Genomic DNA, 15,499 nt, shown 5'->3' on the forward strand with positions numbered 1-15,499 from the left:
TTCGTGAATATTTTTTCCTATTAGTCCAACTTGGTAAAAGTAGGACTTTTCCATAAAAGGAAAAAATCGAAGGAGAATCAAAATGAAAAGTAACCAGTGGATTTTGGGTTTTGTTCTTTTAACACTTTCTTCCCATGTCTTTGCAGAAAGTACAACCAGTGTTCCGGCAGATGTTGCCTTACAAAAGTTAATCGATGGGAACAATCGATTCACCGAAGGAAAAGCAAAACGCCCGAACCAGTCCCCAGAAAGAATTCGCGAAGTTTCTAAAAAACAATTCCCGTTTGCGACGATCATTGGATGTTCCGATTCCAGAGTGCCAAACGAAATCGTATTCGATCAAGGACTCGGCGATTTATTCATCATAAGAACAGCAGGCCAAGTCTCCACTTATGCATCGTGGGGATCTATCGAATTTTCTGTAGCTGTGCTTGGTGTGAACTTAGTGGTAGTCTTAGGCCATTCCAAATGTGGTGCCGTAGACGCTGCATGCAAATCAAATGAAGTACCAGGCCATATCATCACTCTAACAAATGCAATCAAACCTGCTGCAGAAAAAACAAAACACTTAGAAGGTGATTGGTTACAAAATGCAGTAAAAGCAAACGTTGCCTTACAAGTTACCTCTCTTAGAAAACTTGATCCGATTCTTTCTAAACAATACAACAGTGGAAAACTTTTAATTGTAGGAGCAGTTTATGATTTGGAAACAGGTAAAGTAAGTTTTTTAGATGAAGATTATATTCTTTCCATCGCAAAATAGGTGACCCAATGGAAATACTCAATTCTCTAATTGCCAATCTCCAAACACCGATGTTCCTTGCCTTTTTGTTAGGAATATTCGCCACACTTGTGAAAAGCGATCTAAAATTTCCCGATGGGATGTATACGGGAATCACAATTTACTTACTCTTTGCCATTGGGCTAAAAGGAGGGGTCAAACTAAACAGTACCACAATAGAAGAATTTTACAAACCTGCCATAGCTGCTTTAACTCTTTGTATATCAATTCCTATTCTAGCATATTACATACTCACCAAATTGGGTGGGTATGATAAGGAAAATGCAGCAGCGTTATCAGCACATTATGGTTCGGTGTCAGCAGTAACTTTTAGTGAAGCACTCGCATTTTTGGAATCGTTACATATTCCTTATGAAGGTTATATGCCAAGTATGTTAGCCATAATGGAAATACCGGCAATTATAGTGGCACTCTTCATACTCAAAATTAATTCCTCAAAAGAAAAAGAAAGTATGTCCTGGAAAAAAGTGGCACACGAACTATTTACAGGGAAAGGCACCTTACTTTTGATTGGTGGCTTAATCATCGGTATGATTTCAGGTAAAAAAGGGCACGAACAATTTGCCCCTTTATTTGAAGTTCCATTCAGAGGGATGTTGATTCTATTCTTACTGGAAGTTGGTATTGTCACAGGTCGTAGAATTACTGACTTAAAAAAGGCCGGAGTATTCCTGATTGCATTTGGAATTCTATTCCCCATTTGTAACGGGATGTTTGGCTTGATCTTAGGTAAAACGGTAGGCCTTTCGATGGGTGGAGCAACTATCCTGGCAACGCTTAGCGCTAGTGCCTCATACATTGCTGCACCTGCCGCCATTCGGATCGCTATTCCTGAAGCAAGTCCTGCCATATACCTAACGTCTTCTCTTGCGATCACCTTCCCTTTCAATTTATCAGTTGGATTACCACTCTACCTTTCGGTCTCAAAGTATCTTTACGGAGTTTAATATGAAATTAGAAAAAGCAAAATTGATCACAATTATCGCAGATGAGGCAATTCAAGATAGACTAGTTATGGAACTAAAGTCATTAGCAGTTAAAGGTTATACTATTAGTGACGCAATTGGTGAAGGTATTAATCAAAAACATCTAACATCATGGGAAGGGAAAAATATCCGATTGGAATCTTTGGTTTCAGAAACGAAAGCAAACAAAATTTTTGAAATCATTGCAGAGAAATACATCGATAAATACCCGATGGTGATCTTTATGAATGATGTTGAAGTTATCCGAAAAGATAGATTTAATTAAATTGGAAAATAGATTTTAGAAAGTATGACCAATATCCAAATAAAATAATTGGTCTTCTCTGGAATAAGCGTAGTCAAATAGGATTACGGTTGCTTGGTCCCAAATCAGCCGTAATCCCAATCCACGTGCATGTTTATAACCTACTGCATTCACGTCTCGAAGTTTGTCCCAGACTCGACCCACATCATAAAACGGAACAATACTGAATTGGAAAAACTGATCCCATAATGAAAAACTCCCCACCCGATACCGTAGTTCTATATTATAAAATCCAATCACTGGTCCAAAAAAACGTTCTTGTCTATAACCACGGAGTGTGTTTTGCCCACCAAGTGCACCAAACGGACCATCGATGGAAAAAAGATAACGATATTCAAAAAATGGAACATCCCCTTCAATTTTTGTAAGTGCCGCACGTTGTGCGATGACAAACTCCTCAAAGAGTTTGGGGAAGGGTTGATAAAAATTCTTCACTTGTGCAAAATGTCTTATATAATTAAAATCAGAGCCTATCGTTCTTTCTGCTTTATTGATATTGTATTCAATGAGCCAACCACGATCTGGATCGGGCTCATAGTCTCTTGTATCATACGCAATTCCCGCACGGACATAATTTAGGTTCCCTCCATTGATACCAATAATTTTCCCTGAGTTTGCATCTTCTGTAATTTTCGAATAATCTTCAATGGCTGGAACTTTAATGTTTGTAAGAGGATCTCTTGCATTTGTAGAAGTTCCATCATAACGCCTAACAGAATTTTTCGAAAACTCCACCCCACCCCAAACTCTGAAAACCTGAAATATTGTTTTGTCTGCGGCAAATTGTCCATAGGTAGTTTCAAATTGGTAGTCATGATAATGTTGGTTTGAAGTAAATTCTCTTCCTGGTCCACGGTTACGTGCATACGAGTTTGCATTTTCAAAGTCCGAATATGTAGCGTTTCGAGTGATCCGACTTCCATCAGCATTACGATCTTTGAAATACAAAGGTTGTAAACTTTCAGTTCCCACACCAAAGTATTGATTATATAAACTAGCATCATGGCCGAAATATGCCCTAAGCCTGTAGGCTGTATCAGCAAAATAAGGCGCATCCCAAGCAAGATAATTATTTTGTGTACCTCGGTTTGTTCGGTATACCCCCACATTGAACAAATGTTCGTAAGGAGTATACTTAAAGGAAGAATCTGATTTAGTTCCGTTATAAAAAATATTGGCAAGGACTCCGAGTCCGGAACCATTTACAGCATCATTCCCAAACAAAGGAAGACCCGTCGCATACCAACCCTCTTTTTTATTGGTTAGCTCTTTCTCGTCTAATTTTTTAAACTCACCTAACCATTCGGGAACATCGGATTTTCGTTCTTCTGCAAATATAGGAATGGTAATCCATGTTGATAACGCTACCAACGCAGAAACCAGATTCCGAAAAAACATTGAGGTTATTTAACTTCGCGAACTTGGATGGTTTCGACTCTTTCTTCCCCAGCGATGATATCGGAAAGAATGACCACCTTTTCTCCCATTTGGAGATACCCATTATTCACAAGAGTTTGGATCGCAAGTTTAATGGTTTTTTCTGGATCAGAAGAAAAATCGACACGATAAGGAATTACACCTCTCGTCAGCCAAAGTTTTCGCCTAACAGAAGTCATGTTTGTAAACGCATGGACAATTGGATATTTCGGATGAAACGATGCTAAATTGTTTGCAGTAATTCCCCTTCGAGTGATAGCAATAATCGCATGGGCTTGCATGGAATCAGCTAAATTTGCCGCTGAACGCGCCATTTCTTCTTTTTGGTCTTTAGGTTTTCTTTGGGCCGCAAGACCTAAGTTAATCGACATTTCCATACGGCGTGCAATTTTATCTAACATTTCCACACAACGCACAGGAAACTTTCCCATAGCGGTTTCACCGGACAACATAATGGCATCGGCTTCTTCATACACAGCATTGGCAACGTCAGTGACCTCGGCTCTTGTTGGTGAAGGATTTTGGATCATGGATTCTAATAAGTGAGTCGCAACGATCACACGTTTTCCTTCTTCTTGGCAACGTTTAATGATCCTTCTTTGGACAATCGGGAGTTCTTCGATTTCAATCTCCACACCCAAATCCCCTCGTGCCACCATAATCCCATCGGATTCTTTTATGATAGCATCCAAATTTTTTAAACCTTCTTGGTCTTCAATTTTTGCTATGATTTGTGCATGGTGATTTTTTTCATCAATGATCCCTCGTAATTGGATCACGTCTTCCTGCGAACGGACAAAAGACAAAGCCACAAAATCAATATCTTCTTCCAAACCAAATAAAATGTCTTTTAAATCTTTCGGAGTAATAGAGGGTAAATTGACTCGAATTCCAGGCAAGTTAATATGTTTTCTAGATCCGAGTTTTCCCCCATCTAACACAGTACAAACGAGCTCATTTTCGCGAATCTCTTGTACAGCAAGATTGATGAGTCCGTTGTCAACAGTGACTTTATCTCCCACTTTCAAATCTTTTACAATATCACGATAGTTCACAAAAACACTTTGTGCTTCTGCTTCCATTCCCGGAATGATATGAAAAGTAAAAGTCTCACCCACTTTTAAGTGAAGGTCGTTTTGGACATCCCCAGTTCGAATTTCAGGCCCTTGCGTATCGAGAAGGATAGAAATTGGATGTTTATGTAATTCATCTTTGTTTAATGACTTAATAATTCGAATGATCTTTCTATGAAATTCATGATCACCATGACTCATATTGATCCTTGCAATATTCATCCCAGCCAAAGCTAAACTTCGGATCATTTCTTTGGAGGCAGTCGCAGGACCAATGGTGCAAACGATTTTTGTTTTTCGAGCTCTTAGTTGTTCAATTGCAGGCATAATTTTAAGGTTTTAACCGGGGCAAGATTCTATTAAGAAAGTCTAATTGCGATTCCGCAATGTCAAATTTCTCTTGGTTTGGAAATTTTTCGCTTCGTTGGCGGTCACTTTCAGCAGTCACTTTATCCAAAAGTTTTTTACCATACCTCTTCAGATATCCTGTTGAAACAAGAATCGGCCAAGGGAACTTTTCCCTTTGGTTCCGAATTGGGAAACTATAGATTTCTTTTCCGCCAAATTTCTTTAAGAAAAAGATCAAATTTTCTTCAGTAAACTTTCCATTTAATTTAGAAAGTACATACTCGCGGTCTGGATACACTCCAAACTCCCAAGCCTCATCTAAAATACGAATGATTGCTTCAATGGACTCTTTCCATTTTTTTTCTTCTTCTGGGCTCCCTTGTTTAACAGGTTCAGAAGAATCTTCTTCTCCTCCGTTAAATCCAGCAGTGGTTGAAGCGGCTTGTTGTGATTGTTTGGATTTTTTTTCGGCATCTTTTTCTGCCTCTTCTCGTTCTTTCAAACGAGCCTTTACCAAACGTTCTTTTTCTTGTGATATTTTTTTAGCCTTTTGGCTCGCCAAATCCTTGTTTAGCTGTTGTTGCAACCTTGCTTTGATAGGAGGGATTTCGAATTTATGGACAACCATACTCCCCATAATCATCCGCCAAATTCTTGTAAAAAATGGGAGGAACTGAAAAAGGCTTTGGGCCTCAATCTCTTCCAATAAACGTTTCGGACTTTCATCATTCAAATGAAGAGTCACATTCATTTGGTTTAACACCCTGATTTCCAAATCCGAATGTTTGATTTGGAATGTCCTTTTCGCAGACTCGATTGCTTGAGGAATACAAGATTTATGAAGGATAAATTCATTATAAACTTTGTTATCCGCGTATTCGGTATAAAGTAATTCAGGTTGTGAAAGTAAAGTAGCACGAAACTCATCTGTTAATGGTTCCCCACTCACACGAAGTAAGTTTACCTCCACAATTCTACCTGCTTCCGCTAGGAAGGCCATCAAATCATCAACCTGTTGTTTGCGTTTTTGTTTTTCTTCTCTTTCTTTATCTTTTTCTATAATTTCATTTAAAACCAAACATTCTTCTATCAAAGTTTTTTGATCCCCGTAAGAATCATTCATATATCCTTTAATTTCCATTAAAAGATTACGAGGACTGTTCCATGAATCTTCTGTAACCTCACCCATTACTCCAAGATTTTTTAGGGCTGGGTAAATTGTGTTTTTTGTATAATCAATGTAACCATCATAACGGTCTGCAATTTCAGAAGGTTTATTGTAAAGAAATACACTTTTATTTGCTGGCCGAGAAGCAGAATCATTACGAAAGAAAAAGAGGATCTTATCATCTACCAATTGTTTTAGAATGGGTTTTAAATGGATGACAATCGTCGCATCTTTTTGGGCCTTTGTTTTGTCATAGGGGCATTGAAACAAATTTCCAATTTCGGTAGAGGCATATGTATCAAATAACCTATTGGAATCCACGGCTGCTTTAATGACTTTTCGCATCTTTTCTTTGCCTGGATATTTTCTTTTTTCGTTAAACCAACCTTTGATGGCAGCAGTAGAAAGTTCATTCAGGCCGAGCGCATAACGAAACGCAGTCCCTCCATCAGAGGTAGTTGGTCTTGCAAATACAGTATTATGTTTGATAAAGGTCTTTGGATTTTCCGGATCCCCAGGTTCATTTGGATGAAACTCAAGGACATTCAACTTTCTGATGATAGCCGGATTTTGTTTGTAACTAAGATCGATTACGTAATTTTCAGTACGATCGCGATCGATGGAACTATCACGTTCAATTTGTTCCACATTGGGAAGGACCTTGTTTTGTAAAAACTTATCAGTCCACTCAAAGATCACTAGTAAAACTTTATAGATCCCTTTGTATGAGAAATCTCCCCGTGAATCCATAGCCTGCACCTTTTGGAGGCAGGCTGTGTAATCCATAACTTTTAATTCTGGGAGGTTTGGATCTAACATGGTTTATGTGATTGTCCTTAGTTAAAAAACCCTTTTTTATACAATAACTCTGCATTCAAAATGGCAGCACCTGCAGCACCTCGAATTGTGTTATGCGAAAGAACTACCCATTTCCAATCCAAAATTGGATCTTCTCTTAGCCTTCCGACAACTGTCGTCATTCCTCTACCAGTCTCTAAATCAAGACGTGGTTGAGGCCTATCATTTTCTTCGCGGTAGAGAATAGCCTGGTTTGGTGCAAACGGCAATCCCAATTTCTGCGGTTCTCCTTGAAAATCGGCCCAAACTTTCAGAATCTCTTCTTTTTTTGGTTTTTTGTCAAAGGAAACAGAAACACAAACAGTATGTCCGTCAAAAACGGGAACACGATTACAATGGGCAGAAATTTTAAAATCTGCTGATTTGATCACTCCTGCCTCTACTGTTCCCAAACATTTTTGAGGTTCCACTTCGGCTTTGTCTTCTTCCCCACCAATGTATGGGACAACGTTTCCAAGAATGTCCATTGTCGGAACTCCTGGATAACCTGCACCTGAAATGGCCTGCATGGAAAATAACATAACAGACTTTAAACCAAAAGCATCCATCAGAGGTTTTAGAGAAATTGTAACACCCATAATGGTACAGTTGGAATTAGTAATAATTTTCCCTTTGGTATTTTGCGATTTCAAAACATCCAAATGGTGGGCGTTGACTTCTGCAGAAAGAATCGGCACGTTCGGATCCATTCTATGATTTTTAGAATTGGAAAGAACCATTACCCCTGCCTCAGCATAAGCAGTTTCCACTTCTCCTGCAATCGAAGCATCAAGACCACTAAACACGAGTTGTACGCCCTTGGTCACTTCAGGATTTGGTAACGAGATAATAATGTCTTTTGCGTATGCAGGGATATCAGATGAAATCTTCCAACGAGATTTCATTACCTCACCGTACGTTTGGCCGGCACTTTTTTCTGAAGCTGCCAAATGAGTCACCGTGAAATAAGGGTGATTCTCCAAAAGTTGAATGAATCTTTGACCGACGGAACCTGTTGCTCCCAGGACTCCAACTTTGATTTTTTCCATAAAATTCCTTATCTAATGTAAGGATTGAAAAACATCCTATTTCGGAAAGAGATTTCCAATTCTTTTAGCATAAATCGGATTCATTTGTTCCATTCCGACATAAGTAAAATGATGGAAGTCAGAGAACCCTTGCATGGGCAAACTTCGGTGTATGTCCCAATAATGGACTGACCCTCCTTCCAAGGATTGTAAATAGACAAGATGGTCTTTATACCACCGGGAATCTTCATACCACTCGAGAGAAATAGGATTTTCTGGATTATTGATGAGTAAAAAAGGTAGATTTCGTTCACGGAAATGGTCTGAAATTTTTTTCAGGTACCGAAAGTGAAAATACGGCCGAAACGATTCTTCCCGAATTTTCTCTTTTGCCAATTTTAATGCGACAAGGTAGCCAATCCCTGGTCGTTTTTCCAATCCTTCCAACAATCGGTAATAGAAGTATTTTCTGTATTCTTCGTCTTTCATACCGATGTAACGAAAATCCTCGGTTCTTGGTTCCCTTTCGTATTGGATTCCCGACTTGGCATTTTCCAACCCAAAGGTCTGTTCCAGCCGGACCCCCATTGGATCAAAATGATAATCCAAATACGCACCCGTAGCCTCATTGGCAAACCACACACGTTCGAGTTTTGCTGTGATCAATTTTCGTTGATCGAAAAATTTTGGGTCTAGGGAAAGGCGAACCCAGCCTTCTTTTGAAAGAAGGAACTCTTGGGTAGTGGTCCCATTGGAAATTTCCATTCGGCAAGGTTTCCCAGCCAAAAGAAAAGGTGTCACTTCCACCCAAAATCCTTTGTTCTTGATCTTCTCTGTCGGATAAAAACTAAATTTTTGCCCTGTCCAACCTAGACCGCTGATTCCTTCCGGAATCTCGGCACCGGCGTAAGCATGATAACTGGTATTTCGCCCAAAACGGTGTTGGACTAAATTTTGCAAATTTTGCAAATAAATATCTTTATAACGATAAAACGAAAACCCAGAGGATATCACATAACGAGACCAAATATCCCAATCCATAGAAGAACCAACTTCCTTCAGTGTCTCCCAAGGAAATACCCAAAGCGATTGAGGCGCTTCTCCAAAGGTGAGTGCATCCTTAACCACTACCGATTCATCCACCGACTCGTTTTTCCCTTCAGGAAAGATAACATAAGTTCGGTGAAGCCTATAATCTATAAAATTAACCGGATAAACAACCAGGTCCGGTTTTAATGGATCTAACCAATTCAGTAATAAATATACATAAAGTGGACTATTCCCTGCATACGCTAAATAAAACACATCCACATCTAAATGATAATCCGCCTGTAAGGTTTGTTTTAGTTTGTTTGCATCGATGGAATAGTAAGCAACAGAACTCCCTACAACAATGATTCTCTTTTTAGTCTTAGGTAAGTGCCTGATTCTTTCATATTCATACAAAAAATTGAAAAAATGGTTTGTGTTCCAAGGAGATTCATTTGGCAAAAAAAATTGTAATTTTTTAAAAACTAAAAAATCAAAACCAAACAAAGAAACCAAAAACAGGCATATAAATAAGATCCGATTTTTCATATACCTACCTAAAATACAAAATACACAAATGGCTTACTATCGGCCGAAAACAAAACGATCAAAATCAGAGAAATGGCGGCCAAAACACCAAAAATAGCTATTTTTCCTAAGGAATTTTCCCATTTTCGAAAACCATTTAACAATTGCTTATTGTCTTTAAAATAAAAACTACCCCAAATATGACCAATGGAAATGGCAAAAAAACAATAGAGAAAATTCATTTCAAATGTATAAGGCAGCGAAAAACCCTCTTTTTTGATAAAAAGTCCCTGTAGGTAGCACAGGGAGGAAGTAATATCGGGACTTCGAAAAAAAATCCAAAGTAAGCTTACAAAAAGAAAAGTTCCCAAGATTCGAACTGGTCGCAAAAAGGTAGGGAGGCTGTTCGGAAACTGAGTGATTACCCACCTTTCCAAAATGAGTAAAATCCCATGACAAGAACCCCAGATGACAAAATTCCAAGAAGCACCATGCCAAAGACCACCAATGGCCATCACCAAAAATAAATTCCTATAAGTAAAATACCGGCCAATGCGATTTCCCCCAAGAGAGATATAAATGTATTTTTTTAACCACTGGGAAAGGGAGATATGCCAGCGAGTCCAAAATTCGGAAAATCCTGCCGATAGGTAAGGCATCCTAAAATTCTCTGGCAACCGAAAGCCAAATAGAAGTGCCGCGCCTTGGGCAATATCGGTGTATCCTGAAAAATCACAATAGATCTGTAAGGAATAAGAAAACATCCCAATCCAAAGCCCCTTGGTCGTCATCTCCGCAGGTCGAACAAAAACAAAATCCGAAGTTTCGGCCAAATGATCAGCCAAAACCATTTTTTTAAATAGGCCTAACAAAATCAGGAAGGTAGCAAAGAAAATGGGGATTCTAAGGAAGGGAAGTGGCCTACGAATTTGTGGCAAAAAGGACTTTGCCGTTACGATGGGACCTGCTACTAACTGGGGGAAAAAACAAAGAAATAACAAATAGGAGAGAAAATTCCTCTCTGGTTCCAATTCTCTTTTGTATACATCCACCACGTAAGAAATAGACTGAAACGTATAAAAGGAGATTCCTACCGGAAGCAACCAATGACTCCAAAAATCAGCAGAGGGAGGGACGAATCCAAACAAATTTGCCCAATTTTCAGCAATAAATCGCCCATATTTAAAGAAAAATAGGATTCCCAAGCTATTTGACAAAGAAAGAAACAAAAGGAACCGCCGTATCCACAAGGACTTGGAAAATTCTAGGAGTCTTGAGAGGGAAAAATCAAGGACTGCTACCCAAAAGAGCAAAAGAAAATAAAGCGGATGCCAAAAACAATAAAAAATAGCACTAACAATAACCAAATAAACGACCAATACCAATCGGAATATGTACGATTTATTGGCATAATATTGTCCATTTTCAATCAGTAATATGCGCAGCAGCCACCACGAAGTCCAGGCTACTGCTAAATAGAGACAAAAAACAGCCGAATTAAAGAGCATATTATTGACTATTTTTAAGCACTATACGTTATACTTGCATTTTACCCCGCAATTAGGACAGGTACAGGTAACCTCCGCCTTGACACGCCTACCTTGGGCGCCTTCCACTTTCCCCACGGCGACAAAATCAAAGACCACACCCTCCGGAACAAAGTGCCCAGAACCATATTTTGCAGTTCCTTCAATCAAATTGGAACAAGCATGACATTTCACTCTTAACCGAATCGTTTCCGCCATATAAAAAAGAACGGTGACTCCCGAAAGCAGGGGTGGCAACTACTATTCCAGAACCTGACAATTTTACAGGTGTATGCAAATTTGATACACATGACAATTTGGCAGTTTTTCTGTCTGATTTAGCCCTATTCCCTTTTACTCCCAAGGTCCTATTTTCTATACGTCCTATCTTTTTGGGTTATCCCGAGAATGGAAATTTGCGGTCTAATTGCCGAAAAATGGACACTTGAAGCGGAGTCATTTAAACTTAAAATTAGATCATTCTCAGATAAACTATGGATTTTCTCTAGGAATACCTCCCTGTCGTGTCTACAGGGGAAACCAGGAGAAATCCCGCCTTTTTCTCTTCTGCCATAGGTTTTGTTGGGGCAGTGATTGACCATTTTTCGGCAGAAGGCATTGGGACACCTTTTTCTCTAAGAAACTTCCTAGGGGAACGTCAGAAGACTCTAGCCCGTTAGAAAGAAAGGAGGAATGGGAAATGAATGCCCTATTTTCGGCATTCCGAGAACTGCCCCTTCCAAGTCTGACGGACCGGAAACATGCCTGCATTTGGGTGCCCAAAGGCGAGCAGAGGCCGCCCAAATCTGAACTTTCTTTAAAAACCTAACAGAGGATAGATGCCCTTCCTGAGGCATTTACAGCTCAAGTCCCCATATTTCATAATTGACTATTTTTGGTCATTTTTTTTGGATCTAAAGGGAGAAACTGGAAAGAGTTATGAATGGAGTCCCATAAACTGTGATAAATGATTAATTTTGGTCAGTTTTTGCCTAAATGGAGACTATGTCCCGAATTCGCAGAATTGGCGATCCTACCCTGTAGTGCGCACAGGGCGGTTTCACTAGGCCGTGAGAAGAGAGGATTTAAGCCTTTTTAGAGCTAGTTTTGGTAGTAGCTTTTGGCTTCTTTACAGGAGATGTTGATTTTGTGGAAGTGCGCTTTGGTTTAGGGTGAGTAGTGGCTTGTTGTTTTCTTGTCGATTTGGAGCCACTGGAATCCGAATTTCTGTCTTCTTCTCCCGAAGCAAAGTCACTAGGAACTCTTCCATTGCGTTTGACCATGTAGATGAAATGTCGGACATACTGAGTGTAGGGTTCATGGATGGCTTTCGGATCGAAGTTTTTTGCATCCTGAAGGAGTTGATTGACGAGAGCCAAAGGGAGGTCATCCTTACTGGTGGCCATAAGAATTTCCAATCGTTTGCAGATCTCCGAGTCATTGACTTCGGTAGAGAGTTTTCGCATTGCGTTGAGAAATTTTTGGAAGGCAACTCGCTTCGGCTGAGACATATCCCCAGAAAACCAAAAAGTCCTGAGTTGGCAATCGATTTTACAGGGTATTGCTTTGACTCGTTCTCAAAAATAGAAAGTCGTAAGCCGGGCGCCCAAGGTTTTTCCTGAGACGAGGTTTCGCATTTTTTAGCCAATACAAATTGAGAGCAGAAAATTTCAGAAGTAAATTGAGGAGCCAATACTTGCATACCTGCCGAGACTTTAGAATAAGAGCCTTCCCCTTCATTTCCGGAAGAGGTCTCGAATGCAATCTCCGTATTTTGGTCCACTGTCACCTCATTAACCAAACCATCTCTCAGTTCGATAGGAGCGAGGAGTTCATCGTTTGGAATGATCACAGGTAAGTCAGACTCGTTAGCAAAGAGGCCTGAAGCTGGAAATACAAAAAGAACAGATAGCAAGAGGCAAATTGCAAAACTTTGCAATTTCTGTGCCATATTTTTGTATTTTCCCAAGAAAACCATAGGATTCTCCTCAGTTTTCCTCGAAATCGCAGAAAAATAAAGCCTTTTTTACAGGATTTTGACTATTTTTTGATGATTTGTGAACGCACCCGGAGTTTCCATTCCCAGAGAACAATTTCCTGTTCTAGGTCCTGAGCCGTTTCCTGCTCTTTTGCAAGAAGTGCATAAATCATATTGGAGATCTCTTTGGAAAATCCCAAATCCAATTCCTTTTCGAAATCTTCCACTCGGAATTCTAAAATGAGAACCGCCAAACGAAAAGCCTCATTCATGGCAGCAAGCTGTGGTTTCACGGCGTCCAATTCCGGCTTTTTCAATTCGTTTTTGATCATCACATCCAAGAAGGTACGAATGAACATTACATCGTCAGAGGAAAGGTGAAAATCTAAAAGTAGCTGTTTTACCTTATCTAACTCCATGGCACGAAGATGGATCCGAGCCAAAAAAACAGGGTTTTCGCTATAGGTATTTAGGTTTTGGTTTTTGGCAACATCGGTCGCCCGAACTTTGTCATAATCAACCACTCCCTTATCTTTGGATGTGTCCGTTTTGGGGGACTGCGATTCGGCTGAAGTATTGATCCTTTTTTTGATCACAAGGATATTCATACTCGGGTATCGGATCTTAAAAGAAACCATATCTGACCTTGGGATTTCTTCATCCACCACGAGATACTGAGCCTGCTCTCCTCTCTCCCAAGCAGCCATCAAATCTTCCTTACTTTTGTAATGATAAATGACAACAGGAAGGACATCGCTTTGGCTCCCCGTTCCGAGGTAAATGGTTTTGATTTCGTTGGAGAACCCATGTTGGTAAGGGATAACCAGTTTGCCAGCCTTAACGTTGACAAAGGAAAGTTCTCCCAAATGAAAATGCGAAACGTCAAAATCGTCCCCAAAAAACCCAACCCGGGGGACATTGACTACAATGGAATTATTCCTGGCCCCTTTGGGAACCTCTGGGCCGGTCTCCGTAAAAACAACGTAAGTTAACTTGGAAAGCCGAACTTTGACGAGAAAACCAGCAGGGGTCTTCCTCTCTTCGTATACAGTATCATCCATTTTTACATTAAACCAAGTTGTTTCATTTTATATTGGAGGGATCCCCTCGAAATGCCCAAGGCCTTTGCCATCCGGATTTGGTTGCCTGAAAAGATCCGCATGGCAAGCAGAATCTTCTGCCTTTCTAAGGCCTCAGTTCCACGCCGCAAGTCTAAATCTTCTGCATCGGGAATCTCTAAATCCATTTTAAATTTCCCTGGTTCCAAATCTACTGGCTCCACTTGGTTCGTCCGGCAGGTCAAAATCCCGGTTAAAATAGCATTCCTTAAATCTGTAAAATTTTCCGAATAAGATCTGGATATCAATTCCTGCAAACTCATTGCCCCTAAATGTAAACCCGAACGGTTCTGTGAATCGCATAATTCTTCGAAAATCGCCTGCACCAAAGTTTGTAATTTTGCTTTGGGAAGGAACCTAAGGGATGGTAGTACCAACGAATTTTTTTGTAAAAATCTTTCAAATTCAGGCAACATTTCTTGCCCCATTCCTTCTGGCCCAAGCAAAAATAACGACCCGGAATATCCAGATTTGGACCACCAATCGAGAAGGATTTGCTGTTGTCCCAAATTCAAACTTTGGATTCCTGCCAGGACTAAACTACCATGCCGCGACTCCGTCCCCCAAAGGTCCAAGGCTTTCTCTAGTTTCCCAAAATGGTCAGGCAACGACTCGATTACAAGGATGGGGGCGCCAGGTAAATTGGTTTGATGAATCCACTTCGCTAAAGTTTTTTTTCCTGAGCCAGATGGACCGAGAATGGTTAAGATTTTCTGTTTTGTAAATTCTGAAATCGCAAGATCTAAATTGGGAATTTCCTTGCGGTATAAAGAATACGAATTTTCAGAAGAAGTGACCTCTTTGCTAACGGGTATCCCTTGAGTTCTACCCCATTCGTTCCCAACCTTATCAGCAAGAAGACTAAGAAAGATTCCCACCGGGAGAGAATTAGAAACCTCAATTTCCGCAAGAAGGAAACCAATTTCTTTTTGCCCAGCCCGAATCCGAATAGCGAAAGCATTGGTCTTTTTACCAAACAATTCAAACTCAGATCCTGAAAAAAAGACGGGTTCCTGAGAGCGCATTAGCTCTTCCCAGTGCAGAGAATCGCGATTCAAAAATGAATAATAAAACCCATCTTCTCCGTATCCAAAACTGGCTGATTCATAAAAGGAATCCTCTCCTTCGATTTTCAGAACCACCACACCGGAAGATAGACCTAACTCAGTACATAATTTTTCCCACAAAACAGGAAGGACAGAATCCATCCAATCCTTGCCAGTTTTATCAGAGGCAAGCAGGGAAATGGCTTGAGAAGGCATGCTATGAAACTGTTTAAATTTAATCACTTTGTCAAGTACGTACCTATTTGAATGTCGGATGTCCGACCAAAAGAG

At 40.0% G+C, this 15,499-nt stretch carries 13 protein-coding genes; 3 read left to right on the forward strand and 10 right to left on the reverse strand.

Translation table 11 applies throughout. The annotated features are described in order from the left end of the window. Nucleotides 1-82: 82 nt before the first annotated feature. From EHR07_RS02485 to EHR07_RS02495, 3 genes are read left to right on the forward strand one after another with little or no spacing between them, the layout of a single operon-like run. Nucleotides 83-763: a carbonic anhydrase gene (locus EHR07_RS02485; RefSeq protein WP_135743620.1), complete on the forward strand. Its 681-nt coding sequence runs from the start codon at nt 83-85 to the stop codon at nt 761-763. Nucleotides 764-771: 8 nt separating this feature from the next. Further along, nucleotides 772-1,749, forward strand: a complete 978-nt coding sequence (locus EHR07_RS02490) for a sodium-dependent bicarbonate transport family permease (protein WP_135743621.1) — start codon at nt 772-774, stop codon at nt 1,747-1,749. 1 nt (nt 1,750) lies between these two features. Then, the gene (locus tag EHR07_RS02495; RefSeq protein WP_135743622.1) at nt 1,751-2,053 is read left to right on the forward strand and encodes a P-II family nitrogen regulator; all 303 of its coding nucleotides are present in this window, start codon (nt 1,751-1,753) and stop codon (nt 2,051-2,053) included. 15 nt (nt 2,054-2,068) lie between these two features. Here the strand turns inward: EHR07_RS02495 and omp85 are convergent, their stop codons facing one another. From omp85 to EHR07_RS02545, 10 genes are all read right to left on the reverse strand, one after another. Continuing rightward, nucleotides 2,069-3,490, reverse strand: coding sequence for an Omp85 family outer membrane protein (omp85, locus tag EHR07_RS02500; RefSeq protein ID WP_135743623.1), 1,422 nt, complete (start codon nt 3,488-3,490; stop codon nt 2,069-2,071). Between the two features lie 5 nt (nt 3,491-3,495). After that, complete coding sequence (gene pyk / locus EHR07_RS02505) at nt 3,496-4,929, reverse strand: pyruvate kinase (protein ID WP_135743624.1); 1,434 nt, start codon at nt 4,927-4,929, stop codon at nt 3,496-3,498. A 4-nt stretch (nt 4,930-4,933) separates the two neighbouring features. Beyond that, complete coding sequence (locus EHR07_RS02510) at nt 4,934-6,937, reverse strand: hypothetical protein (protein WP_135743625.1); 2,004 nt, start codon at nt 6,935-6,937, stop codon at nt 4,934-4,936. Nucleotides 6,938-6,954: 17 nt separating this feature from the next. After that, nucleotides 6,955-8,004 carry an aspartate-semialdehyde dehydrogenase gene (gene asd, locus EHR07_RS02515; protein ID WP_135743626.1) on the reverse strand — a complete coding sequence of 350 codons (1,050 nt, stop codon included), beginning with the start codon at nt 8,002-8,004 and terminating at the stop codon, nt 6,955-6,957. 36 nt (nt 8,005-8,040) lie between these two features. Continuing rightward, a complete protein-coding gene (locus EHR07_RS02520) occupies nt 8,041-9,561 on the reverse strand; it encodes a hypothetical protein (RefSeq protein WP_135743627.1) in 1,521 nt (506 codons plus the stop codon). 8 nt (nt 9,562-9,569) lie between these two features. Next, nucleotides 9,570-10,643 (reverse strand): MBOAT family O-acyltransferase, encoded by a 1,074-nt coding sequence (locus EHR07_RS02525; RefSeq protein ID WP_279633202.1) that lies wholly within the window; start codon nt 10,641-10,643, stop codon nt 9,570-9,572. A 426-nt stretch (nt 10,644-11,069) separates the two neighbouring features. After that, a complete protein-coding gene (locus EHR07_RS02530; protein ID WP_040917529.1) occupies nt 11,070-11,285 on the reverse strand; it encodes a hypothetical protein in 216 nt (71 codons plus the stop codon). 866 nt (nt 11,286-12,151) lie between these two features. After that, nucleotides 12,152-12,577, reverse strand: a complete 426-nt coding sequence (locus tag EHR07_RS02535) for a phosphatidylinositol phospholipase (protein ID WP_135743629.1) — start codon at nt 12,575-12,577, stop codon at nt 12,152-12,154. A 529-nt stretch (nt 12,578-13,106) separates the two neighbouring features. Further along, a complete protein-coding gene (locus EHR07_RS02540) occupies nt 13,107-14,105 on the reverse strand; it encodes a hypothetical protein (protein ID WP_135743630.1) in 999 nt (332 codons plus the stop codon). 2 nt (nt 14,106-14,107) lie between these two features. Further along, complete coding sequence (locus EHR07_RS02545) at nt 14,108-15,424, reverse strand: helix-turn-helix domain-containing protein (protein WP_135743785.1); 1,317 nt, start codon at nt 15,422-15,424, stop codon at nt 14,108-14,110. Nucleotides 15,425-15,499: the final 75 nt, after the last annotated feature.

The organism is Leptospira bandrabouensis (assembly GCF_004770905.1).
GTDB classification, from domain to species: Bacteria; Spirochaetota; Leptospiria; order Leptospirales; family Leptospiraceae; genus Leptospira_A; species Leptospira_A bandrabouensis.

Coding starts and splice junctions, on each gene's coding strand:
- EHR07_RS02485 (WP_135743620.1), top strand. CDS start 83: ATGAAAAGTAACCAGTGGATTTTGGGTTTTGTTCTTTTAACACTTTCT.
- EHR07_RS02490 (WP_135743621.1), top strand. CDS start 772: ATGGAAATACTCAATTCTCTAATTGCCAATCTCCAAACACCGATGTTC.
- EHR07_RS02495 (WP_135743622.1), top strand. CDS start 1,751: ATGAAATTAGAAAAAGCAAAATTGATCACAATTATCGCAGATGAGGCA.
- omp85 (WP_135743623.1), bottom strand. CDS start 3,490: ATGTTTTTTCGGAATCTGGTTTCTGCGTTGGTAGCGTTATCAACATGG.
- pyk (WP_135743624.1), bottom strand. CDS start 4,929: ATGCCTGCAATTGAACAACTAAGAGCTCGAAAAACAAAAATCGTTTGC.
- EHR07_RS02510 (WP_135743625.1), bottom strand. CDS start 6,937: ATGTTAGATCCAAACCTCCCAGAATTAAAAGTTATGGATTACACAGCC.
- asd (WP_135743626.1), bottom strand. CDS start 8,004: ATGGAAAAAATCAAAGTTGGAGTCCTGGGAGCAACAGGTTCCGTCGGT.
- EHR07_RS02520 (WP_135743627.1), bottom strand. CDS start 9,561: ATGAAAAATCGGATCTTATTTATATGCCTGTTTTTGGTTTCTTTGTTT.
- EHR07_RS02530 (WP_040917529.1), bottom strand. CDS start 11,285: ATGGCGGAAACGATTCGGTTAAGAGTGAAATGTCATGCTTGTTCCAAT.
- EHR07_RS02535 (WP_135743629.1), bottom strand. CDS start 12,577: ATGTCTCAGCCGAAGCGAGTTGCCTTCCAAAAATTTCTCAACGCAATG.
- EHR07_RS02540 (WP_135743630.1), bottom strand. CDS start 14,105: ATGGATGATACTGTATACGAAGAGAGGAAGACCCCTGCTGGTTTTCTC.
- EHR07_RS02545 (WP_135743785.1), bottom strand. CDS start 15,424: ATGCCTTCTCAAGCCATTTCCCTGCTTGCCTCTGATAAAACTGGCAAG.